Source organism: Streptomyces sp. NBC_01454, from assembly GCF_036227565.1.
Lineage (GTDB): Bacteria > Actinomycetota > Actinomycetes > Streptomycetales > Streptomycetaceae > Streptomyces.
Window position 1 is genome coordinate 1972074 of sequence record NZ_CP109460.1, and the last position, 22785, is coordinate 1994858.

Sequence of the window (22785 nt, forward strand, 5' to 3'; positions counted from 1 at the left end):
GTCACTGCTTCCCTTCGGCCCGCTCGACCAGGGCCGCGCTCTGCGCCACGTACGCGCGCCGGTCGGCGTGTTCGAGGTCGAGAATGTCGTCCAGCCCCCAGTGGAAGTGGTAGGCCAGATAGGCGACTTCCTCCTCGATGCGACCAGCCGCGTACGTCACGATTCCCCCAGGCGGCTCCCGGCCAGCTCCACCTCGAAGGACTCCTCGCAATGCGGGCAGGCCACGGCGGCGCGGGTGTGCCCCTCGGCGTTGATCTGCCGGTAGAAGTCCTGCAGAAAGGCCAGGTCGGAGGCGAACATGTTCTCCACCGTGCCGTCGTGCACGGACCCGAGCGTGCCGAGCCGGGTGATGACCCGGCCGAGCAGCACGACCGACAGATATGCCGGGTTCTCGCGTACGCGCACATCCCGCAGCGGAATCAGTTCGTCCCGTGCCGTCGCCAGACGCATCGCGCCATTGCGGTGGACGGTGCCGGACTCGTCGACGAATCCGCGCGGCAGCTCGAACTCGAACTCCGTCCGCAACGGTTCACGCACCGCCGCACGGGACGGAGCCGCCGCATGGGACGCAGCTGCCGCGCCCGCCGTCTCTGCTGCCCGTGCAGCTTCCGCCGCCTGTGCCGTATTCGCCGAGGCGGCCGTCCGTACCCCCGGGCCTGCGCGCCGCATTATTCGATGACCAGCTCTTCGAAGACGATGGTGACCTGCTCGGTCAGTGCGGCCGCGTCGCCCGCCTTGACCCCGCTGGTCTCCACCTTGCTGCACCAGGCATTGCGCATGTTGTAACGCTTCACCGGGTTATTCTGGTAGTCCATCATCATGATGGTGGCGTTCTTGCGGGCCGAACCCATGTCACCCGCAATGGACTTGTTGATCCATTCGCTGAACGCGGCGCTCTCCGTCATACCGCGGATCACCGTGCACTCACCGGCCTTCTTCGTGCCGGGCATCTTCTTCACGACGGGCTTTCCGGCCGCCGATACCTGCTGGTATTCGATGACGTCCTGCTCCATGGTCAGACCGCTGACCTCCTGCAGATATTCGACCATGACTCCGTCGATCTGCAGGCCGAAATTGTGTGAGGCGATTGCGTCACCGGGCTGAAAGGCCACGAGCGTTCACTCCTGTTGTGGTAAGAGGATGTCGGTTCTGGAGAGGAGGGGAGAGGAGGGAGAAGGGGGAGGATGGTTACTCCTCCAGTTCCCCGCCGCCTCCGGAGAACTGCGCCAGTCGGAAGACCACGAATTCGGCGGGCTTGACCGGGGCGATACCGATCTCGCAGATGACCCTTCCCAGGTCGACGGACTCGACGGGGTTGACCTCCGCGTCACACTTCACGTAGAACGCGTCCTCGGGCCGCTGGCCGAACAACGCGCCCGAGCGCCACTCGTTGACCAGGAACGCCGAGATGTTGCGCCGGATACGGGCCCACAGGGCCTCGTCGTTCGGCTCGAACACCACCCACTGCGTCCCGATGAGGATCGATTCCTCGAGGTAGTTGAAGTAGCGTCGGACGTTCAGATAGCGCCACGCCGGATCGGACGCCAGGGTCCGCGCGCCCCACACCCGGATTCCGCGTCCGGGGAAGGACCGGATGCAGTTCACGCCGACCGGATTGAGCAGGTCCTGCTCACCGCGGGTGATCTGCAATTCCAGATCGACCGCCCCACGGACGACTTCGTTGGCCGGCGCCTTGTGGACACCCCGCTCGGAGTCGTTACGGGCCCAGATGCCGGCCATGTGGCCGGACGGCGGGACGACGCGCGACTGGCCGGAGGTCGGGTCGAAGACCTTGAGCCACGGGTAGTAGAGCGCGGCATAGCGGGAGTCGTAACCGGCGATCTCCTGGCGCCACTTACGGATGTCGCGGGCGTTCAGGGAGGGCGGCGGGTCGAGGACGGCCATCCGGTCGCCCATCAGCTCGCAGTGCGCGATGAGCCCGAGCTGGACGGCCTTGACCTGCTCCTCGTCGATGAGACCCTGCTGGTAGCAGGCCATCAGGTCCGGCACGGCGACCATGTTGACCTCGTCGAGCGCCTCCAGGCCGCCGAATCCGGTGCGGTCCGCGGAGTCACCGATGAACCGGCCGGAGTCCAGCCGCTCGACGGCGCCGCGCGCGACGGGGGTGGCGGGCGCCGGGGCGGGCGGGGTCAGCGTGACGCTCTGGGCGTCCGGCTTCGCCAGCTGTGCGGCCGCGACGGCCTCTTCGACGACGATCACCTTGGACCGCTGCTTCACCTGCGCGACGACATAGTTCCGGGCGCTCTTCTTCGCGCTGACGTCGAAGCTCTCGACGACCTTGTCGCCGTCCTTGACGACCAGCTTGAACCGGTCGGCGCCGCCCTCACCCTCGGGCTCCTGCACCTCGACGGTGAGCGCACCGCCGGCGGCGGAACCGGCCGCGATCGCGGCGACCTTGAAGGTGCCCAGCGCCACCGGCTCCCCGGCGGTCAGCGCCCTGGGCGCCGCTTCCGTGGCCCCGGCGGACTGCGGGCCGTCGGCGGCGCCGCCCACGCGCACGACGTACGCCGCCGTCCCGCCGTTGTTGAAGAAGCCGTACACGGAATGCGCCAGGTAGTACCCCTCCGTGAACTCGCCGAAGGCGGCCACGTACTGGGACCAATTCGTCACCAGCGTCGGCTCGTTCAGCGGGCCGGTGGGCGCCAGACCGACAAAGGCCGCGACGGAAGTTCCCACGCCCTCGATGGGCCGGGATCCGCTGGCGACCTCCTCGACGTATACGCCGGGCGACAGGTAGTTGGGCATGGAACATTGCTCCTAGTCGGCATGGGGGTGTCACTGGGATGGAGGGGCCATCGCGCTCAGGTGGAAACGTGGTACGGAATGTTTTCCTCGGCGATCCGTGCCGCATTCGGCAGCGTGGCCTGCGGCCCCAGCAAGTGCTCGAGGAGGTAGGTCGCACATGCAGGGTGCGCGAACCGGTCGGCGGGGTCGCAGGCCCTGGTTCCGTCGCCCCGGCCGGTGCCCGCGACCGGCCCGGAGCGCTGCTGGATGACATGGGTCAGCTCATGGACCGCGGCGTCGAGATGGACGCGCACGTCGGAGAAGTCGGCGCCGAGCCGTGACTTCCTGTCGGCCCGTACCGAGTCGTCGGGCGAACGGCCGGGAGTGCGCGGTACGTCCTCGACGGGCGAGCGCTGCACGGACGGTGCGGCATGCCCGGTCGCCGCCGTCCGGCGGGCAGCCTCGGCCACGGTCGGGGCCGTCGTACGCGCCACGGGAGCCGCCCCCGCGTGCTCGCGTCCGGACTCCGGCCGCCGGTCATGCGACCCCATGGCATTCCCCCGTCCCGCTCACTGCCGACCAGCGCTGGTCCTCGCTGGTCACTGCTCCCATTCGTTCTCTCCCGATCCTGGCGGCCGGGCGGGCCCCGTTGTAGAGACGAACGGGCGCCGCCGGGGGCAGAGCATGCTGCCCGTTCGGTCACGAGGGCGCCACCTGACGCGTGGCCGGGGGCGGCGGGGGCCACGTCCGGAGGCGGCCGGGGCTGTTGGTGCCTCGGGGCCCGGGGCGGCGCTCCCCCACTCCGGCCGGAGTGCCGCCGCCTCTCCCGGCCGTCGGGACACCCAGCTCTGCCCCCTGCTCTGCCCTCGCGGACACTGCCCCGCGTCCGCCGGGCGGGTTGACTGCCTGGGTGAGTATGTGGACTTCACTGGAACCGGCCGCGATCACCGTTGACCCGGGTGCCGCCGCGAGCGTACGGCTGCGCATCCGCAACACCGGCGACACCGTCGAGGAATACCGGCTGCGGCCGGCCGGCGACCCCGCGGGATGGACGCGGGTGGAGCCGGAGGTGCTGCGGCTGTACCCGGGGGCCGAGGGCACCGCGCAGGTCACCTTCGCGCCCCCGCGGACACCGGACGCCGTGGCCGGGCCGACGCCCTTCGGCATCCGCGTCGAGCCGGCCGAGCACCCGGAGATCCGCGATGTGGTCGAGGGACAGGTCACGGTCGGACCGTTCACCGAACTCCGCTGCGAGCTGGTCCCGTTGGCCGTACGCGGCCGATGGCGCGCCAAGGCGGCGGTCGCCGTCGACAATCTCGGCAACCAGCCGCTGACGGTCTCGCTCTCCGGCCGGGAGAACGGTGACGCCCTCAGCGTCGAGGCGCAGCCGAGCTCGGTGCAGGTCGCCCCGGGACGCGCCGCTTTCGCGCAGCTCCACATCCGTCCCGGTACGGTCAGCTGGATCGGCGGCACCAACAAGCACCCCTTCACCGTCTCGGCGCAGCGCGCCGGCGTGCCGGAGCCGACGGAGTTGCACGGCACCTACCTTCAGCTGTCCGTGCTGCCGCGCTGGGCGATGGCGGTGTGCTCGCTGCTGATGGCGGCGGCGCTGGCGTTCGTGGCGCTGTGGTTCACGGCCCAGCCCTCGGTGACCACCGCCGCGAAGGAGAAGCCCGGCGCGACCGCACGCCCGATCGACCCTCCCAAGAAGCCGGCGCCCCCGGCGCCGTCCGTGCAGCCGTCGCAGGCCCCGTCGCCCAAGCAGGAGCCCGCGGACAAGGCGCCCGGGGGCGGCGACGACAAGAAGGACGAGGGCCCGCAGGCGCAGACCATCCGGGACGCCGCCAATGGCGGCTGGTACCTCCAGGTCAACCAGGGTGATCAGACCGACGGCACACAGGTCGGCCAGAACCCCAAGTGGACGGGTGACGAGTTCGGCCGCAACCAGTGGTGGGTCGTCCACCACTTCCCCGAGAACAACACGGTCGCCCTGGAGGCGGCCAGCGCCCCGGGCAGCGTCGTCGACGTGAAGGCCGACACCAACCAGGTCCAGATCGAGGCCGTCTCCGCGGAGAACCTCGTTTCGGGCCAGCTGCCCCCGAACCAGAAGTGGCGGCTGGTGGACACGGACAACGGTCGCACCCGCATCGTCAACACGGCCAACAACGAGTGCCTCACCGATATGCAGAACGACAAGGGTGCGATCACCTGGGCGTGCAGCGACGGGCCCAACGACCGGCAGGACTGGAAGATCTCCGACGGGCAGTGAGCCCGTTCGCTCAGTTCCCTCCGCGGCGGCCCGTCGCGGAGGCGAAGCCCAGCCAGGTGTGCCGGTTGCCCGCCCAGCACCAGCCGACCTTGGGGGCGTTGCGGCGCTCGCGACCGTCCCGCCCGGTGCCGTTGCTGATCCAGACCGCCGGGGTGCGGGCGTCCAGGGCGCCGTTGGCCTTGCGCAGCCGGGAGCCGATGGTCATGAAGCAGTGGTTGCGGGCCAGGACGGCGGGCTGTTGCAGCACCCAGTGGACGCCCTCGGTGAGCAGCAACGGGGTGCGGGCCTGAGCGGTGAGGGCGGGCAGCGCCTCGTTCGGGCTCCAGTTGGCCATCGCGTCGCCGCGGTCGAGGCCGGTGACGAGATAGAGCGGCGCGTCCGGCAGCGCGAGGGTGTCGAGCGGCGTGAAGAGGTCGACGTCCTGCATGTCGGTGACGACGAAGCCCGGTGTGCCCTCGCGGCGGAGCAGCGGCGCGAGGGCGGAGGCCGGGGCGTGGTCCGGGTGGACGGCGAGCAGAGCGCCGCCGCGTCCGCCGCCCGCAGGAGCCTCGGCGGTCTCGGCGGCCTCGGCGAAGGCATGCAGCTCGGCGGCGGACAGCCCGGCGATCTTGTGCACTCCCCGTTCGATCAGGCGCTCGGCCTGTGCGGGCAGCGCCGGGAGGACGGGGAGAGCGGTGGGGGTGGCGGGCGTGATGTCGTGCACGATGCTCCCAGGGACGGCGGCGTGGACGGGCTCAGGGCCAACGAAGCGCCCCGCCGGAACATTCCCGCCGCTGCCGCCCCGCTCCGCCCCGTGCGCGCGGCTCGCTCCGTACACGCCCTGATGGCGCCGCCCCCGAGGCTCAGTCCCACAACGGCGAGGCGTCCGGCACCAGCCGCCCCATCTTGCGGTACTCGCGCCGCGCTCCGGCCCGTATGTCCTCGGCCGAGACCGGCGCGCCACGGCCCGCGGCGAGATATCCGGCGGTCACCGCGGCCGACCGGATCGCCCCGCCGGACAGCTCGAACTCCTTTGCGCAGGCGTCCAGTCCGAGGTCGTCCGCACAGGGCGTGGCCGTCAGACAGGAACGCCACAGCGCGATCCGCTGCTCGGTGTCCGGGAACGGGAAGTCGACCACCAGGTCCAGCCGCCGGGTGAACGCGTCATCGATATTGGCCCGCAGGTTGGTGGTGAGCACGGCGATCCCGTCGAAGGACTCCAGCCGCTGCAGCAGATACGCGCTCTCCAGGTTCGCGTAGCGGTCGTGTGAGCTCTTGACCTCCGAGCGCTTGCCGAAGACGGCGTCGGCCTCGTCGAAGAGCAGCAAGGCGTCCGTGCGGTCCGCCTCGGAGAAGATCCGCTCCAGGTTCTTCTCCGTCTCCCCCACGTACTTGTCGACCACCGCGGACAGCTCCACCACGTAGAGGTCCAGGCCCAGTTCCCCGGCCACGACCTCGGCGGAGAGCGTCTTTCCGGTGCCGGACTCCCCGGCGAACAGGCCCACCACGCCCCTGCCGCGCCCGCCGCCGGTACGCAGCCCCCAGTCACCGAGCACCTGCTCCCGGTGCCGGGCCCGCTGCACCAGTTCGTGCAGCAGCGCCAGCGGTTCGGGCGGCAGGACCAGCCCGTCGAAGCCGACGGCCGGCCGGACGCGGCGGGCGTGCCGGTCCAGCAGCGGGGCGGACTGCTGGCGCGCGCTGCGCTGGACATGGGCGGCGGTCAGCGGCGTCCCGTCGAAGGCGGCGAGGGCGGTGGCCGCGCGGGCCGCCCGTCGGATCTGCCCGGCGGCCAGCCGGTAGGGCGCCACGGCCGCACCGAGATCGAAGTCGGTTTCCCCTGCGCCAAGTTCGTCGTGCCACACCTCGGCCGCCGCCACCGCGCCGTCCGGTGCGTCCAGCGCGAGCAGCCCCGCGTCGGGGGCCCACCCGGGGTCGTACGGCTCGCTCCCGAAGAACACCACCGGCACCTCCCGGCCCGCCAGCGCCCGTACGAGCCCTCCGGCCCGCTCCGGCAGCGGCCCCACGACGATCGCCGCCCGCCGCAGCCGCGCCTCACGCAGCAGCGCGCCCACCGGCCCCGCACCGCCGTCCTGGCGGCTGCCCCGGCGGCTGTCCTGGCTGTCGCCCTGGCTGTCGTCCGGCCGGTACCGCAGCACGGGCAGACCGGCGCCCCGCAGCGCATCGGTCACCGGCCCGGCGGCCGCACCGGGCCGGCGCTCCCGCAGATGTGCGGCGATCGGCCGCTGCCCCGCGAGGGCGGCCAGCCGCCCGAAGAACGCCCGCCCGTCGCCGTCCCGGCACTCCCGGGGCAGCAGCAACTCCACGCCACCACCGCACAGTTCCGGATCGAGTCCGTCGTCCCCCAGGAGATGGGCCACCACCCGTTCCGGCACCCGCAGCGCGCGGCCGGGCAGCGGCCGGTCCTCGTCCTCGAGGACGAGCAGCCCACCGGCGAGCAGCGGCGCGGCGGGGTGGAAACGGGCGCGCGCCGACGGCTCGTGCGGGCCGGTGCCCGCCAGCTCCAGCGCCAGGGCGACGGTGGCACGCCGGCGCCCGACATCGTCGTTGAGGTAGCCGTAGAGCGGCTCGAAGCGCCGGTCGACGTCGGGGGCGAGCGCCGCCAGGAGGAGGGACAGGTCCAGGGCGGACAGCCCGAACCGCCGGGCGAGCGCCCCGGATCGATCCGCTGTCCCCCCGGCCGCCTCCCCCGCACACACCTCGTCGTCGCGCGCCTCCCCCGTACCGAACTCCGCAGGCTGGGCGGCCAGCCGTCGGGCCGTCTCCGGGGTCACATACAGCCCCCGCAGCGGGTCCGAGGCCGTGGGATCGCCGTCGCTGCGCCGCTCGACGAGCCCGGCCACCCGCTCACGCAGCTGCGCCAGCCGCCCGAGCAGCGCACCACTCGCGTCCACACCCGCCGCCGCACCCTTCACCGCCGTCTCACCACGCACCGCCGTCTCACCACGCACCGTCGTGTCGCTCACCGCTCACCCGCACGAGAGCCCGTCCCGGACGGCACGGCATCCGGAGCCGGCCGGAGCATGCGGAGCCGGGAGTCGTCCGGCGTGCCGTCCACGCCCCGGACGACCACCGCCGCACCCTCCGTGACCGGGGGCGCCACCTCGTACGAGGGCCTGACCGGGAAGGGCACGGTGATCACCACGTCCAGGGACGGTTTGAGTTCGCCGCCGAGCGCGGACCAGATGTCGGCGATCGAGCGCGACTCGGGGGGTGGCACCGCGACCGTGATCGGGATGGTCACCTCCAGTGCCCGGAGTGCCTCCGTCAGCGCGGCCGGGGGCAGAGTTTCCTGCCCGAGCAGGCAGCCCAGCGCGGCCGACAGCAGCCGGTGCTCGTCCTCCGGGCGGCTGGTCCACGCCGTGACCAGGTAGGACAGCCGGAACCACCGCGGCGGCTGACGTCTGCGCACCACCACGCCGCGCGCATCCCGCTCCGCGATCGCCCCGCGCTCGCGGCGGGCCACGTCCTCACGTATGTCGTAGAGATAGGCGTTGAGCGTGGGGGTGTTGCGCCGCGCCGCCCAGTCGCGGCTCGGCGCCTCGAACGCGACGTCCCCCGAGCCGTCCGGCAGCGCCCCGCCGCGCAGCACCCGCCGCAACGCCTCGTCGACCTCGTGCATCACGCCCGCGCCCCCGCCCGCGGGCGCACGTACGCGACGCCTGCCTTCCGCCCTGCTTCCGCTTCCGCTCCGGAGCGCATCAGATGTATCCCTCTCGTAGTGCGTAGGCGACGGCGTGCGCGCGATTGCGCAGGTGCAGCCGCGTCATCAGGCCGTGCAGAACGTTCTTGACGGTACGTTCGGAGTAGGAGAGCTTCTCGGAGATCTGCCGGGTGTCCAGCCCCTCGGCGATGAGCCGCAGCACATCGACCTCGCGCGGCGTCATTCCGAACGTCGGCGTCAGCGCGACAGAGGCGGCGGCCCCCGCGGACCGCCGGAGCTGCCCCACCTGCGTGAGCAGCCTGCTGATCAGGTCCGGCGGCAGATGCCCCTCACCGCGCGCCGCGCTCTGCACCGCCCGTAACAGCCGCCGTGGGGTGGCCTGGTGGCGCCAGAGAATGGCCCGCACGCCGTACTCTACGGCGGTCATCAGCTCCGGCTCGCGCAGATCCCGCGCGATCAGCACCACCCGCTGCTCGCCACCGCGTACCAGGCGCCGCAGCTCGGCCGAGGCGGACTCGTCCAACCGGTCGACGAGCGTGACGGCCACGGCCCCGACCGTCTCCCCGCCCTCCTGCCCTCTTCCTCCTTCAGCCCATCCCCCGTCCGTCGCACCGACCCGGTCCTGGACGATCTCGACGGAGGGCTCCAGTTGCAAGTGGCTGACCACACCGGCCCGGCTGAGCGGGTCAGAGGCATGCACGGTGACCGTGACACGTTTCTGCGGCATTCGCGTTCCTCATCTCATCCCCCGTTGGCGGACAGCCGCAGAGTGCCGGAAAGCGATCAACAATCACTTACCGGACGATCAACGCGCCCCGGCCCGCCCCCGCCCAGAGGCAGCGGACCGGCCCCGCGACCACCCCCTTCCCCCAGAGGCAAGCACTTGCCCGAGCAGAAAAGAGTGGGTACTTTCTTCTCAGGCAAGTGCTTCCGCTTGCCCTCCGCGACAACCAGGAGGTAACCCATGCCCCAGGAACCCGACGCCGAGCAGGCGGCCCGCGCACTGGCGGACGTCCAGCACCGGCGCTGCCAGGCGATAGCGGCGCAACGCCCGCCCCGGTGGTTCTCGATCGTCTGGGGTGCCGACCTCTTCCTGACCTTCGCCACGCCCGACCTGCTGCCCCTGCTCCACCTGGAGCGGTGGAGCGCGTGGTGGATGGGGATCCTCGGACCCTTGACCGTGGTGCTTCTCCTCGGCCAGTTCACCCGGCGGGGACGCGTCCTGTTCGGCCTGGCGCCGGAGCTGCGGCCACGGGGGTTCCTTCCCGTGGGGGCGCCGGGATCGGCCGGGCGGCACTACCTCTGGGCCGGATTCCTCCTCGTGGTGGGCGTGGTGGGAGCCGTGAGCGCACTGAGTGCCTGGCTGCTGTCGTACGTTCCCGGCTGGCGGCTGCTGCTGGGGCTCGCGTTGGGGCTGTCGATGGCGTTCCCTTCTCCCCGGCGGTTCCAGTGGCTCCAGCGGCTGAACAGAAAGGGCGCACGCGCGTGACCACTCCCGAGTTCGACCCCTTGCTGCTCGATCCCACCCGGCTGTCGATCACGGCACTGCTGGCAGCGACGCGGTGGGCCGAGTTCAAGTTCGTCCGCGACTCGTTGAGCCTGTCGGATTCGGCCCTGTCCAAGCAGATCAGCACGCTGAGCAAACGCGAGTACGTCCAGGTCAAAAAGGGACATGTGGGCAAGGTCCCGCGCACCTGGCTGAACCTGAGCCGCACCGGCCACCTCGCACTGCAGGCCCATCTCGCGGCCCTGCAGGACGTAGCCGACCGGTCGGCGCGGCACATTCACGACGACGAGCACACCGGCAGCGAGCCGCCCGCCCTCCCCGGTTGAGTCCGGCCCGGTTGCGTCCGGCCCGGTTGAGTCCGGCCCGGTTGCGTCCGGCCCGGTTGCGTCCGGCCCGGTTGCGTCCGGCCCGGTTGCGTCCGGCCCGGTTGCGTCCGATGGCCGTGTGAACCGGGCAGCAGGGACTGGCGAATGATGGGCCGTCAGATGTGCGACTGCCTCTTTCCTGCGCCGTCCCCCTCACTGCGTCGTCTCCTCCGGCGTCAGCACCACGAACTCCGCGCCCGCAGAGTCCGTGCAGACGGCGAGGCGGCCGACGCCCTCGGCGGTTTCCGGACCCATCGACAGGGTGCCGCCGTTGCCCGTCACCAGGCCGACGGTGGCATCGCAGTCCCTCGAGCAGAACACCGGGTGCCAGTACGGCGTTCCGCCGGGGCCGAGGAGATCCGCCGGGACCTCCATGAGGCCGCCGTGCGTCCGGTCCTCGCCGCAGTTCGCGGGGGCGAGCAGGGTGTAGGTGCCGCCACCGCCGGGGAGCGGCATGTCCTGGGTGGTCCAGCCGAAGACGGTGGAGTAGAAGGTCTGCGCGGCGGCCGAGTCGGTGGTGTAGAGCTCGGTCCAGCACAGCGTGCCCGGTGTGTCCGCGGCTTCGAGGCCCGGGTCCTTCAGGGGCTGCCAGACGGCGAACTCGGCCCCCTGCGGGTCCGTGAGCTGGGCGAACCGGCCGTCGTCCGCGCCGACTTCGACGGGGGCCACGCGGACTGTGCCGCCGGCCCGCTCCACCGCCCTGGCCGTGGCGTCCGCGTCGGGGGTCTGGAAGTAGAGCGTCCAGGCGGAGCGGGCGCCGCCTTCGGTGAGCGGACCCACCGCGCCGACGGCGCTGCCGTCGAGTCGGAAGAGGGTGTAGCCGCCCGCCTCCTGGCCACCGTGCGACGCGGACTGCCAGCCGAACACGGCTCGGTAGAACGCCGTGGCGACCTCGACATCGGGGGCGCCGAGATCGAGCCAGCAGGGGGAGCCGGGGACGAAGTCGGTAGTGATCATGGCGATTCCCTTCGCGGATCCTCTCTGCTGTTCAGCCTGACATCCGGCACTGACACTCGCCCGTCGGCCGGGATCCGGCCCCTCGGGGCCGGATCACAGGGTCACCACAGGGCCACAGGGCCAGAGGGCCACGGGAGAGCCAGTACGCAGCCGGCGCGCGGTTCAGGTCCGCTCCCGGTACAGCTCCTTGGCGATGATCGAGCGCTGCACCTCCGTGGCGCCTTCGTAGATGCGCGGCGCACGGACCTCCCGGTAGAGGTGTTCCAGCAGGTGTCCGCGGCGCAGCGCGCGGGCGCCGTGGATCTGCACGGCGGCATCGACGACGTACTGGGCGGTCTCGGTCGCCAGCAGCTTGGCCATGGCCGAACGGCGCGCGATGTCCGGGGCCCCGGTGTCGTACGCGGAGGCCGCCGCGTACACCAGGAGCCGGGCGGACTCGACCCGGGTGGCCATCTCGGCGAGCTGGTGGCCGACGGACTGGAGGTCTCGCAGCGGGCCGCCGAACGCGGTGCGCGCGCCGGCGTGTGCCAGTGCCGCATCCAGCGCGGCCTGCGCCATGCCGACCGCGAAGGCGCCCACGCTGGGCCGGAAGAGATTCAGCGTGGCCATCGCCACGGCGAACCCGGCGTCCACCTCACCCAGGACGTCCGCCCTGGTCACCGGCGTGCCGTCGAAGACGAGGGTGCCGATGGGGTGCGGGCTGAGCATGTCCAGGCGCTCGCCGGTCAGTCCGGGACGGTCGGCGGGGACGAGGAAGGCGGTGACGCCGCGCGCGCCCGCCCCGCCGCCCGTGCGGGCGAAGACGGTGGCGAAGTCGGCCTCGGGGGCGTTGGAGATCCAGCACTTCTCGCCGGTCAGCCGCCAGCCGTCCGGTCCGTCCGGCTCGGCCGCCAGGGACAGCGCGGCGGCGTCCGAACCGGCCCCCGGCTCGCTGAGCGCGAAGGACGCGACCGCCCGGCCCGCGCCGACCTCCGGCAGCCAGCGCGCGCGCTGCTCCGCCGTCCCGGACTGCACGACCGGATAGGCCCCCAGCCCCTGGAGCGCCAGCGCGGTCTCCGCCTCCGTGCACTCCTGGGCGAGGGATTCCCGCAGCAGGCACAGGTCCAGGGCGCGCAGGGCCCCGTCGGCGGGGAACAGGCGTCGCAGCAGGCCCAGTTCGCCGAGGGCGGCGACGAGCGGGCGGTTGACCCGGCCCTCGGTGCCCTTCTCCGCCAGCGGCCGCAGCCGTTCGGCGGTGAGTGCGCGCAGTTCGGCACACCATTTCCGCTCATCCGGTCCCAGCGCGAATACGGTCACGAGGCGGCTCCCCTGCTCACGGTCCTCTATCGCGGTCTGTTGACTGCCGTCACGAACACGTTACGCTGACGACGGATCCGAACGGCAGTATGCGACCCGCAGAACGAGCAGTCACCCGAGCCTTCCCACCGGTTCCGTACCGGCCTCCACAGTCCCCCCTCCCACCCCCGGCCGCCCGTCGGCCACCCGCCCAAGGGGGCACCCGCCATGGAGCTACGGTCCTCGGCGCACGCCGACACCTTCGCGCGCGACCGGCTGCCGCCGCCCGACCAGTGGCCGCAGCTCACCGATCTGGGCTATCCCGACCGCCTGAACTGCGGCGCCGAGCTGCTGGACACCACCATCGCGCGGCTCGGCCCCGACCGGCCCGCGATCCGTGACGCCGACGGGCCGGTGTGGACCTACGGCCAGCTGCGGGCCCAGGTCGACGCCATCGCCCACGCCCTCACCGGCCCGCTGGGGGTGCGGCCCGGCAACCGTGTGCTGCTGCGCGGCCCCACCACGCCGTGGCTGGCCGCCTGCTGGCTCGCCGTGATGAAGGCGGGGGCGGTGGCGGTGACCGTGCTGGCCGCGCAGCGCCCCGAGGAGCTGGCCACGATCTGTGAGATCGCCCGAGTGCGGTTCGCGCTGTGCGATGTCCGCTCGGTCGACGATCTCGCCAAGGCCGGGGTCCCGGAGCTGCGGATCACCCCCTTCGGCGGGGACGGCCCGGACGACCTGCGGCAGCTCGCCCGGCCGGGCGGGGCACCGTATCCGGCGGTGCCGACCGCGGCCGACGACGTCGCACTGATCGCCTTCACCTCGGGCACCACCGGGCGCCCCAAAGGCTGTATGCACTTCCACCGCGATGTGCTCGCCATCGCGGACACCTTCTCGGCGCAGGTGCTGCGCCCCGAGCCGGACGACGTGTTCGCCGGCAGCCCCCCGCTCGGCTTCACCTTCGGCCTCGGCGGGCTGGTCATCTTCCCGCTGCGAGCCGGTGCCTCGGCCCATCTCGCCGACTGGGGCGGGCCGGAGCGGCTGCTCGGCGACATCGCCGCGCACCGGATCTCGGTGCTGTTCACCGCGCCGACCGCCTATCGCGCGATGCTCCCCAAGCTCGCCGGGCACGACGTCTCCTCCCTGCGCCGCTGTGTCTCGGCCGGCGAGAACCTCTCCGCCGCGACCTGGCAGGCCTGGCACGAGGCGACCGGTCTGCGGATCATCAACGGCATCGGCGCCACGGAGCTGCTGCACATCTTCATCTCGGCCGCCGACGAGGCCATCCGGCCCGGCACGACGGGCCTGCCGGTACCGGGCTTCCAGGCGCGGGTGGTGGACGCGGACGGCACCCCGCTGCCGGACGGTGAACCGGGGCTGCTGGCCGTCCGCGGACCGACCGGCTGCCGCTATCTCGCGGACGCCCGGCAGACCGAGTACGTCCGGGGCGGCTGGAACATCACCGGCGACACCTACGTCCGCGAGCCCGACGGCTACTTCCGCTATGTGGCCCGCGCGGACGACATGATCATCTCGGCCGGCTACAACATCGCAGGTCCGGAGGTGGAGGACGCCCTGCTGCGGCACCCGGATGTGACCGAGGTGGCGGTGGTCGGGCGGGCCGACGAGCACCGCGGGCAGGTGGTCGTCGCCCATGTCGTGCTCCGGGCGGGCGTCGCCCACGACGACGGGACGGTGGCGGCCCTGCGCGCCTTCACCAAGACCCGGATCGCGCCCTACAAATGCCCGCGCGAGATCGTCTTTTGCACCTCCCTGCCGCGGACCCCGACCGGCAAGCTCCAGCGCTTCCGGCTGCGCGACCCCCTCTAGAGTGACCCGGTGAACGACCAGCAGACGCAGCGCACCCCACGGTCCCTGATCGTGACGTTCTACGGCGCCTACGGCCGCGGTGAGCCCGGCGGCGCGGGCCGGGCCGCTCCGGTGCCGGTCGCCGCCCTGATCCGGCTGCTCGGCGCGCTCGGGGTGGATCCGCCGTCGGTGCGCTCCGCGGTCTCCCGGCTCAAGCGGCGCGGACTGCTGGTCCCCGCGCGCACGGACACCGGGGCGGCGGCCTACGGGCTGTCCGACGACGCCCGCCAGCTCCTGGAGGACGGCGACCGCCGGATCTTCGGCCGGCCGGCCGCGCGGCTGTCCGACGGCTGGGTGCTCGCCGTCTTCTCCGTCCCCGAGGAGGAGCGGCACAAACGGCATCTGCTGCGCTCCCGGCTGGCGCGCCTGGGTTTCGGCACCGCCGCGCCAGGGGTGTGGATCGCCCCCGCACAGCTCTACGAGGAGACCCGGCACACCCTCCAGCGGCTGCAACTGGACCCGTACGTCGATCTGTTCACCGGTGACCACGCCGGATTCGCCCCCACGGCCGACGCGGTGGCGCGGTGGTGGGACCTCGATGCCGTGGCCGCGGCGCACCGCGCCTTCCTCGCCGCGCAGGAGCCCGTCCTGCACCGCTGGTCACCGCGCCGCCAGGTGCCCCCCGAGGCGGCCTACCGTGACTATCTGCTGGCGCTGGACGCCTGGCGTCAGCTGCCCTATGCGGATCCCGGACTGCCCTCTCCCCTCCTGCCTGAGGACTGGCCGGGGGGCCGCGCGGCGGAGGTGTTCGGCCTGCTGCACGCCAAACTGCACACCGCCGGGGCCCGTTACGCACACGAGCTGACGACCTAGCGCCCCCTGCCCCGGTCTCAGCGCCGGCGCTGCTGGGCCCCCACGGGCACGCCCGACCGCGGCCTGGCGGCGGCGATCACGGAGACCACGTCCTTGAAGGAGCTGCACATCCGGGTGCCGGCGACCCCGGCGAGCTCGCCGAACTTGCCGACCCCGTAGGTCACCGCGACCGGCTCCATGCGCGCGGTGACGGCCATCCGCATGTCCCCCACGGTGTCCCCCACATACGCGCTCTGCCAGGTCGCGACGCCGAGCCGGCCGGCGGCCCGCAGGACCATCTCCGGGTGCGGCTTGCCGCGCCGGACCATGTCCTGGCCGATGACCGGACCGACCAGATCACGGATGCCCATGACGTCGAGGAGCGCCTCGGCGCTGCGGGTGGTCTTGGACGTGGCGACGGCGAGCTCGACGCCGTGGGCGCGCAGCGCGGACAGCCCCGCGGTCACGCCGGGGAAGAGCAGCTGCGGCCCCTGGCACAGGACTTCGTAGGAGAACAGCTCGCGGTAGCGGGAGATGGCGGCCTGCACCCGGCCGTCCTCCTCGGGCAGGCCGAGCAGCCGGCCGAAGGCGGGGCCGGGGGGTTTGCCGATCGCGGCGGCGGCCTGCCGCGGGGTCACGGCACAGCCCTGTTCCGAGGCAACCTTGACGAGAAGTTTGCTGATGGCGGGGAGAGTGTTGGCGAGGGTGCCGTCCAGATCGAAGACGGCGGCCCTGATGGTTTCACCGCCGGCGCCCCGCGCGCCTCTCACGGGACGTTCGCCGACTTCCGTTGCTACGCGCATGGCTGAGACCTTTCCGGATTCCTATGGGTGCAGGGGCTCGGGTGACGTTGCTGGCTCGGCCGGCCGGGCGGCCCGCGGTCGACGACTGGTGAAGGCAGAGGCGGTCTCGCCATGGCGCACCACTGTCCTAGGGCGGTACGCGACCGTCGCGGCGGCTGCGTCGGAAGACCTCGTCCCGTTTACCGCCTTCGGAGATTTAAAAACCGCCTGCGCTGTTTGTCAATGCATCGTTACCGGCCCTGACGGGTCGACAACACTCCGCTCCACGGCCAGACTGGGTACGCACCGCACCTCTTGAGCCCCCGAAGATCCGAACAGGCGACCGGGCGTCAGCTTCGCGTCAGGGAGCGCCAGTTCTGGCCAATCCGGGGAAGCATACCGAACCGCATGGTTGGTTTTCTATGTAGACTGCATTGAGCTCGCAGCCGTACTAGAGACGGGACGGACACCGTGCCCACCCAGCATCGCGCCATCCAGAGCCGCCAGGCACTCATCCGCTCGGCCGCAGAGACCTTCCTGGAGAAGGGGGTACCCGCAGCGGGCATGGTCGAGATCAGCCGGCGGGCCCGGCTGAGCAAAGGTGCCCTCTACTTCCACTTCACGTCCAAGGACGACCTCACGCTCGCGGTGCGCGACGCCGCGCTCGCCACGCTGCAGGAGGTGGAGGAGGCCTTCGCCCGCTCCCCGCAGCCGCTGACCACCGCCGTACGGGACTTCACCGTCGAGCTGTTCGGCCGGGTGCGGTCGGACGCCGTACTGCGCGCCGGACTGCGGCTGCGGCCGGAGACCGCGCCGGGACTCGGTATCTACGCCCTGGAGCAGCGCTGGTACGCGCTCTTCCTCGACAAGGCGGTGACCTGCGGGCCGTGCGGGCCGGCCGGCTCGCATGCGCCGGACGCCGAACCGCGCCGGACGGCCCAGCTGTTGACCTCGCTCGTGGTGGGCCTGCTCCACCTGGGCGGCGAGGACGGAACGTGGTGGGACCAGGAGTCGATCGTCGGCATGTGGGCGCTGCTGCCGGCCGCGCCGGGCCGGATCGCGGCCGCCGGCATCCCGGCACCGGCGCAGCTCCCGGCGGCCGGCTGACCGGCGCGGCCGCCGGCCCGGCCGACAGCGCCCCGGCCCCCGCGCCCCGCCCTCACAACTCGACCAGCACGGACCCGATATGACGCCCCTGCGTGAGTTCGCACAGCGCCTGTGGCGCCTGCTCGATCCCCTGGAGAAGGGTGTGCGGGAAGACCAGCGAGCCCTCCCGCAAGCCCTGCCCGAACTCCTTGGTCCACTCCTGCGGCAGATCCGGATGCGCGTACAGTCCGAAGCCGCGCAGCGTCACCCGGCGCGTGATGATCAGCCCCGTGTCCAGCTCCAGCGGGGTCAGGGCACCGCCGCTGTTGCCCAACTGGCTGGAGAGCGCGCCGACGAGCGCGAACCGCGCATCGGGGCGGGCCACCGCCAGCGCCGCCGGGAGCTGCTCGCCGCCCACGGTGTCCAGCAGCACGTCGATCCCGCCCGGCGCGGCCCGGCGCAGCTGTCGTTCGATCGGCCCGGCCCCGCGCACGATCGTGTCGTCGTACCCCAACTCGGCACGCAGCCGGACCGCCTTGCGCTCCGAACCGGTGCTGCCCACGACCCGGCCGGCCCCCAGCCGGCGCGCGAGCTGCCCGGCCAGGCTGCCCACGCCACCCGCGGCGCCCGTGATGAAGACGGTGTCCCCCGGCCGTACCTCCGCGGCCCGGCGCAGCGCGCCCCAGGCGGTCGCCCCCTGCGACAGGTGCGCGGCGGGCGTCGGCAGAGCGTCCGGGTCGAGCCGCCGCAGGCGCGACTCCTCGACGACCGCGAACTCCCGCCAGCCGTAGGGGTGGTGGACCAGCTCCCCGGGGGTGAAGCCGCCGCCGGGAGCGGTCACGACCTCGCCGACCGCGGCGCCCCACAGCGCCTTCCCCGGGACGAATGACGGCATCGGCAGCGGCACTTTGGTCATCTGTGTCCGCATCGCAGCGGTCACCGCCATCACACGGGTACGCACCAGTACCTGCCCCGGTCCGGGGACCGGCACCGGGACCTCGGCGATCGTGAAATGACCCGCCGTCACTTCACCTTCGGCCTGGTCGGCGAGCCGGACTTCGCGGTGTACGGCCGGTATGGCGGGGACGACGGTGGGGGACATCGGACAGCTCCTCGCGCTCGTATCACTCTTCGGTGCCGTACCGGACCGCGACGCGGGATCGCGCCACCGAAGCGGGCGCAAATCAATACCGCATGGTTGGCTTCTTTATGATGCGGAAATAGACTGCGCGGCCACGGGCGACGGGTCGCACTCAGGCACAACAACTCCAAGAGAGCATACGGAGGATGATCGGTGGTCAAGCAGGAACGCGCAGTGCGCACCCGACGGGCCGTCCTCGAAGCGGCGGCTCATGTCATCGGCACCCGCGGATACCAGGCCGCCACGATGGCAGAGATCATCCAGCGCGCCGGGGTCACCAAGGGCGCCGTGTACTTCCATTTCACGTCCAAGGACGCACTGGCCCGCGCGGTCATCACGGAGCAGACCGATCCATTTTTGCCCCAGGTCAGCGAGTCGCGGCTGCAGGACGCCATCGACTTCACCCACCAGGTGGCGCTGGCCCTGCGCAGCGATCCGCTGCTGCAGGCCGGCACCCGTATCGCGGTCGAGACGACCTTCAGCGAGAACCCGCTGGTGCCGTACCAGGCCTGGACCGACATCATCACCACGATGTTCACCGAGGCCCGCGACAACGGGGAATTACTGCCCGGCGTGGCACCGGACCGGGCGGCCGAGTTCTTCGTCGCCGCCTACATGGGCGTGCAGCTGTTCTCCCGGGCCGCCACCAACCGCGCCGACCTCCCGGAGCGCGTCACGGCCCTGTGGAAGCACACCCTGCCGGGTCTGGCGTCCCCCGGCGCGCTGAGCCACCTGGATCCGCACGGCCGTTGTGTGACGATCCCGGTCTGACCCCCACCGTCCACCGCCCCGATGTATCCGGGGCCCGTTCGGCACTGGAAAACAAACCACATGGTCCGTATCTTAGTGTGGCAGGACGGTTACAAAGGCTCAGCCCGCCGGGGCGCGAAGAGCCGCACCTCAGAAAGGAACCACTATGGCCAGCGCCACGCTCGCGCCGTATGTGCGCGATGAGCGCCCTGACATCGGAGGCGAGGACGCCAACGGAAGCCGACCGTCCGCTCTCACCAGCACGGTGCCGCGGGAGTACGTGCACCGGACCGCCATCTCCGAAGTCTTCCTGACCAACTGGCGCCGCGGCGCCGCCGACGGCTGGGTGGTCAGCGCCCAGTGGCCGCGCGCCCACACCTTCTACGGCCCGCGCCACGGTCTGCACGACCCGATTCTGCTGATAGAAACGGTGCGGCAGGCCGGGATATTACTGAGCCATGTCGCACACCAGGTGCCGCTCGACCACCCGATCATCTGGCAGCGGGTCCGCTACGACCTCTTACCGGAGGCACTGCGCACCACCGGACAGCCCGCCGAGATCGAACTGCACGTCACCGACCACGACATGATCTACCGCGGCAAGCGGCTGGCCACCGCCCGCCAGGAGTTCCGGATCCTGTGCGACGGCGCCGAACTGGCCACGGCGGCCCTCGACTACTCCTGCCACAGCCTGGCGGTCTACCGCCGGCTCCGCGGCGAGTACTGCGATCTCGACCTCGCCAACTCCCGCAAGCTGCCCGTGCCGCAGGCCGTCCCGCCGCAGCTGGTCGCCCGGGAACACGACCGTGACGTGGTGCTCTCCCCCACCGACCGCGCCGACCGCTGGCAGCTGCGGGTGGAGACCTCACACCCGGTGCTCTTCGACCACCCCGTGGACCACGCGCCCGGGATGCTGATGATCGAGGCCGCCCGGCAGGCCGCGCAGGCGTCCACGCCCGGCAGCACCCTCCCGGTCTCCCTGGAGTGCTCGTTCGCGCGCTACGCCGAACTCGACGCCCCGTCCTGGGTGCAGGCCCGGACCACCGAGCGGGCCGACGACGGCAGCCGGCAGTCCACCGTCACCGTCGAGCAGCACGACAAGCCCGTCATCTCGGCACAGATCACCAGCGTGCCGACGCCCTGACCGGCCGCTTCGCCGGCCCGCCGGCCCCCTGACCGCGCACCGCTCCTCCGCCGCCCGCCCGGCAGTCCGCCGGGGCGGCCCCGATACGGCCCCGCCCCACTGCCCGTGCCTCCCCGTCACCGCAGTGTGAGGCGGGGCTTCGGTACGTCGGTACGTCCGGTGGGCGGGGTGCGGCTGCCCGCCTGGTACGGCAGCGGCCAGGGCGCGCCCGGCCCCGCGTACTCCTGCTCCGCGGCGGCGTGCAGCGTCCAGTGCGGGTCGTACAGATGCGGCCTGGCCAGCGCGCACAGGTCCGCACGCCCGGCCAGCACCAGGGAGTTGACGTCGTCCCAGGAGGACAGGGCGCCGACCGCGATGACCGGCACACCGAGGGTGTTGCGGATCCGGTCGGCGAACGGGGTCTGGTAGGAGCGGCCGAAGTCGGGGCGTTCGTCGGGGACCACCTGCCCGGTCGAGACATCGATGGCGTCGGCGCCGTGCCGGGCGAAGGCCCCGGCGATGGCCACCGCGTCGTCGGCCGTGGTGCCGCCGTCCGCCCAGTCGGTCGCGGAGATCCGGACCGTCATCGGGCGCTCGGCCGGCCAGACGGCGCGGACCGCGTCGAAGACCTCCAGAGGGAAGCGCAGCCGGGCGGTGAGGTCGCCGCCGTAGGCGTCGGTGCGGTGGTTGGTGAGCGGTGAGAGGAAGCCGGAGAGCAGATAGCCGTGGGCGCAGTGGAGTTCGAGCAGATCGAAGCCGGCGCGGGCGGCGGACTCGGCGGAGCCGACGAACTGCTCGCGTACGGTGGCGAGTTCGGACGCGGTCAGGGCGTGCGGGAGCTGGTTGACGCCGGGGCGGTAGGGCAGCGGGGAGGCCGCCACGACCGGCCAGTTGCCCTCCGGGAGCGGCTGGTCGATACCGTCCCACATCAGCCGGGTCGAGCCCTTGCGGCCGGAGTGCCCGAGCTGGACGCCGAGGGCGGTGCCGGGCGCGGAGGTGTGGACGAAGTCGGTGACCCGGCGCCAGGCGGCCTCATGGCCCGGTGTGTACAGCCCCGTACAGCCGGGCGTGATCCGTCCCTCGGGGCTGACGCACACCATCTCCGTCATCACCAGCCCGGCGCCGCCCAGCGCGCGGGCGCCGAGGTGGACGAGGTGGAAGTCGCCCGGGGTGCCCTCGCCGTCCGTCGCGGAGTACATGTCCATCGGGGAGACCACGACGCGGTTGCGCAGGGTCAGCCCGCCCAGGCGGAACGGGGTGAACATGGGTGGCGTGGTGGCCTCGAAGCCCGCCTCGCGCTCGACGGCCGTGACGAATCCGGGGTCGCGCAGCCGCAGGTTGTCGTGGGTGACCCGGCGGCTGCGGGTGAGGAGGTTGAAGGCGAACTGGTGGGGCGGCTGGTCGAGGTAGGTGGCCAGCTCCTCGAACCAGGCGAGGCTGGCGCGGGCGGCACGCTGGGTGGAGGCGACGACGGGGCGGCGCTCCTGCTCGTAGGCGGCCAGCGCGGAGGCGGTGTTCGGCTGCTCCTGGAGGCAGGCGGCCAGCGCCAGGGCGTCCTCGACGGCGAGCTTGGTGCCGGAGCCGATGGAGAAGTGCGCGGTGTGCGCGGCGTCGCCCAGCAGCACCGTATTGCCGTGGGACCAGCGGTCGTTGACGACCGTGCGGAAGGCGATCCAGCTGGAGTTGTTGGCGCGCAGCGACCGGCCGCCCAGCGCGTCCGCGAAGACCTTGGCGCACCACTGCGCCGACTCGCGCTCGTCGCAGCGGTCGAGTCCGGCCGCACGCCAGACCTCCTCGCGCATCTCGACGATGACGGTGCTGGCGCCCGGGGACCGCTCCCCCTCGGCGGGGCCCGGCGCGGGCCCGCCGGGCGTCGGGCGGGAGTAGGGATAGGCGTGGAGCTGTGCGACGCCGTGCTCGGTCTCGGCGATCTCGAAGCGGAAGGCGTCGAAGGCGAAGTCGGCGGCGAGCCAGATGTAGCGGCAGCGGTGGGTGGTCAGCCGCGGGCCGAAGACCTCGGCGTGCGCGGTGCGGGTCGTGCTGTGCACCCCGTCGGCGGCGATCACCAGATCGTGGGTGCGCGCGAGTTCGGCGGCGGGCGGGGCCTCGGTACGAAAGCGCAGCTCGACGCCGAGGTCACGGCAGCGCCGGTGGAGTACGGCCAGCAGCCGGCGCCGGCTGAGCGCCGCGAAGCCGTGCCCACCGGACGTCAGGGTGCGGCCGCGGTGCACGATGTCGATGTCGTCCCAGCGGACGAACTCCGCCTGGAGGGCGCGGTAGACCTCCGGGTCGGCGTGCTCGATGCCGCCGAGGGTCTCGTCGGAGAGCACCACACCGAATCCGAAGGTGTCCTCGGGTGCGTTGCGCTCCCATACGGTGATCTCCCGGGCGGGATCGAGGCGCTTGAGCAGGACCGCGGCATACAGCCCGCCCGGTCCTCCGCCGACGACGGCGACCCGCATG

Annotated in this window: 22 protein-coding genes; 8 read left to right on the top strand and 14 right to left on the bottom strand. The window is 72.3% G+C overall.

Going from position 1 to position 22785, the window contains the following annotated elements:
- Position 1: 1 nt before the first annotated feature.
- The 5 genes from OIU81_RS08520 to OIU81_RS42310 form a co-directional block, all read right to left on the bottom strand.
- Positions 2–160 (bottom strand): DUF6760 family protein, encoded by a 159-nt coding sequence (locus OIU81_RS08520; protein WP_189096418.1) that lies wholly within the window; start codon positions 158–160, stop codon positions 2–4.
- Positions 157–669, bottom strand: coding sequence for a hypothetical protein (locus OIU81_RS08525; RefSeq protein WP_443073944.1), 513 nt, complete (start codon positions 667–669; stop codon positions 157–159). Before OIU81_RS08525 ends, OIU81_RS08520 begins: the two co-directional genes overlap by 4 nt.
- Positions 669–1112 (bottom strand): phage tail protein, encoded by a 444-nt coding sequence (locus OIU81_RS08530; RefSeq protein ID WP_329145501.1) that lies wholly within the window; start codon positions 1110–1112, stop codon positions 669–671. The genes OIU81_RS08525 and OIU81_RS08530 overlap by 1 nt, the downstream gene beginning before the upstream one ends.
- A 76-nt stretch (positions 1113–1188) precedes the next feature.
- Positions 1189–2766 carry a phage tail sheath family protein gene (locus tag OIU81_RS08535; protein ID WP_329145502.1) on the bottom strand — a complete coding sequence of 526 codons (1578 nt, stop codon included), beginning with the start codon at positions 2764–2766 and terminating at the stop codon, positions 1189–1191.
- 56 nt (positions 2767–2822) lie between these two features.
- Positions 2823–3296: a hypothetical protein gene (locus tag OIU81_RS42310; protein ID WP_443073945.1), complete on the bottom strand. Its 474-nt coding sequence runs from the start codon at positions 3294–3296 to the stop codon at positions 2823–2825.
- Between the two features lie 365 nt (positions 3297–3661).
- On the opposite strand from OIU81_RS42310, the gene OIU81_RS08545 reads away from it, so the two are divergent.
- Positions 3662–5014 (top strand): RICIN domain-containing protein, encoded by a 1353-nt coding sequence (locus OIU81_RS08545; protein ID WP_329154963.1) that lies wholly within the window; start codon positions 3662–3664, stop codon positions 5012–5014.
- Positions 5015–5024: 10 nt separating this feature from the next.
- Here OIU81_RS08545 and OIU81_RS08550 read toward each other — a convergent pair whose 3' ends face one another.
- From OIU81_RS08550 to OIU81_RS08565, 4 genes are all read right to left on the bottom strand, one after another.
- On the bottom strand, positions 5025–5717 hold the full coding sequence (locus OIU81_RS08550) for a DUF5701 family protein (RefSeq protein WP_329145505.1): 693 nt from the start codon (positions 5715–5717) through the stop codon (positions 5025–5027).
- Between the two features lie 139 nt (positions 5718–5856).
- Entirely contained in the window at positions 5857–7926 is a 2070-nt protein-coding gene (locus tag OIU81_RS08555) for an ATP-binding protein (protein ID WP_329154965.1), read from the bottom strand.
- A gap of 47 nt (positions 7927–7973) precedes the next feature.
- Positions 7974–8636, bottom strand: a complete 663-nt coding sequence (locus tag OIU81_RS08560; RefSeq protein WP_329145507.1) for a DUF4255 domain-containing protein — start codon at positions 8634–8636, stop codon at positions 7974–7976.
- A 76-nt stretch (positions 8637–8712) separates the two neighbouring features.
- A complete protein-coding gene (locus tag OIU81_RS08565; RefSeq protein ID WP_329145509.1) occupies positions 8713–9402 on the bottom strand; it encodes a response regulator transcription factor in 690 nt (229 codons plus the stop codon).
- Positions 9403–9639: 237 nt separating this feature from the next.
- Between OIU81_RS08565 and OIU81_RS08570 the strand changes: the two genes are divergently transcribed.
- Entirely contained in the window at positions 9640–10164 is a 525-nt protein-coding gene (locus OIU81_RS08570) for a hypothetical protein (protein WP_329145510.1), read from the top strand.
- Positions 10161–10508 (top strand): transcriptional regulator, encoded by a 348-nt coding sequence (locus OIU81_RS08575; RefSeq protein WP_329145512.1) that lies wholly within the window; start codon positions 10161–10163, stop codon positions 10506–10508. Before OIU81_RS08570 ends, OIU81_RS08575 begins: the two co-directional genes overlap by 4 nt.
- Positions 10509–10700: 192 nt before the next feature.
- Here the strand turns inward: OIU81_RS08575 and OIU81_RS08580 are convergent, their stop codons facing one another.
- Together OIU81_RS08580 and OIU81_RS08585 are read right to left on the bottom strand one after the other, a co-directional pair.
- Positions 10701–11504, bottom strand: a complete 804-nt coding sequence (locus OIU81_RS08580; protein ID WP_329145514.1) for a VOC family protein — start codon at positions 11502–11504, stop codon at positions 10701–10703.
- Between the two features lie 162 nt (positions 11505–11666).
- A complete protein-coding gene (locus tag OIU81_RS08585; RefSeq protein ID WP_329145516.1) occupies positions 11667–12800 on the bottom strand; it encodes an acyl-CoA dehydrogenase family protein in 1134 nt (377 codons plus the stop codon).
- A 207-nt stretch (positions 12801–13007) separates the two neighbouring features.
- On the opposite strand from OIU81_RS08585, the gene OIU81_RS08590 reads away from it, so the two are divergent.
- Together OIU81_RS08590 and OIU81_RS08595 are read left to right on the top strand one after the other, a co-directional pair.
- Positions 13008–14609: an AMP-binding protein gene (locus tag OIU81_RS08590; RefSeq protein WP_329145518.1), complete on the top strand. Its 1602-nt coding sequence runs from the start codon at positions 13008–13010 to the stop codon at positions 14607–14609.
- A gap of 9 nt (positions 14610–14618) precedes the next feature.
- Positions 14619–15461: a PaaX family transcriptional regulator gene (locus OIU81_RS08595; protein WP_329145520.1), complete on the top strand. Its 843-nt coding sequence runs from the start codon at positions 14619–14621 to the stop codon at positions 15459–15461.
- Between the two features lie 17 nt (positions 15462–15478).
- Here OIU81_RS08595 and OIU81_RS08600 read toward each other — a convergent pair whose 3' ends face one another.
- The gene (locus OIU81_RS08600; RefSeq protein ID WP_189096405.1) at positions 15479–16243 is read right to left on the bottom strand and encodes an HAD family hydrolase; all 765 of its coding nucleotides are present in this window, start codon (positions 16241–16243) and stop codon (positions 15479–15481) included.
- 450 nt (positions 16244–16693) lie between these two features.
- On the opposite strand from OIU81_RS08600, the gene OIU81_RS08605 reads away from it, so the two are divergent.
- A complete protein-coding gene (locus OIU81_RS08605) occupies positions 16694–17329 on the top strand; it encodes a TetR/AcrR family transcriptional regulator (RefSeq protein ID WP_329145523.1) in 636 nt (211 codons plus the stop codon).
- 52 nt (positions 17330–17381) lie between these two features.
- Here the strand turns inward: OIU81_RS08605 and OIU81_RS08610 are convergent, their stop codons facing one another.
- A complete protein-coding gene (locus OIU81_RS08610; RefSeq protein WP_329145525.1) occupies positions 17382–18410 on the bottom strand; it encodes an MDR family NADP-dependent oxidoreductase in 1029 nt (342 codons plus the stop codon).
- Positions 18411–18602: 192 nt separating this feature from the next.
- Between OIU81_RS08610 and OIU81_RS08615 the strand changes: the two genes are divergently transcribed.
- Positions 18603–19220 (top strand): ScbR family autoregulator-binding transcription factor, encoded by a 618-nt coding sequence (locus OIU81_RS08615; protein WP_189096402.1) that lies wholly within the window; start codon positions 18603–18605, stop codon positions 19218–19220.
- Positions 19221–19365: 145 nt separating this feature from the next.
- The gene (locus OIU81_RS08620) at positions 19366–20343 is read left to right on the top strand and encodes a ScbA/BarX family gamma-butyrolactone biosynthesis protein (protein WP_329145529.1); all 978 of its coding nucleotides are present in this window, start codon (positions 19366–19368) and stop codon (positions 20341–20343) included.
- 116 nt (positions 20344–20459) lie between these two features.
- On the opposite strand, the gene OIU81_RS08625 is transcribed toward OIU81_RS08620, so the two are convergent.
- Positions 20460–22784 carry a bifunctional salicylyl-CoA 5-hydroxylase/oxidoreductase gene (locus OIU81_RS08625; protein ID WP_329154967.1) on the bottom strand — a complete coding sequence of 775 codons (2325 nt, stop codon included), beginning with the start codon at positions 22782–22784 and terminating at the stop codon, positions 20460–20462.
- Between the last annotated feature and the right edge of the window lies 1 nt (position 22785).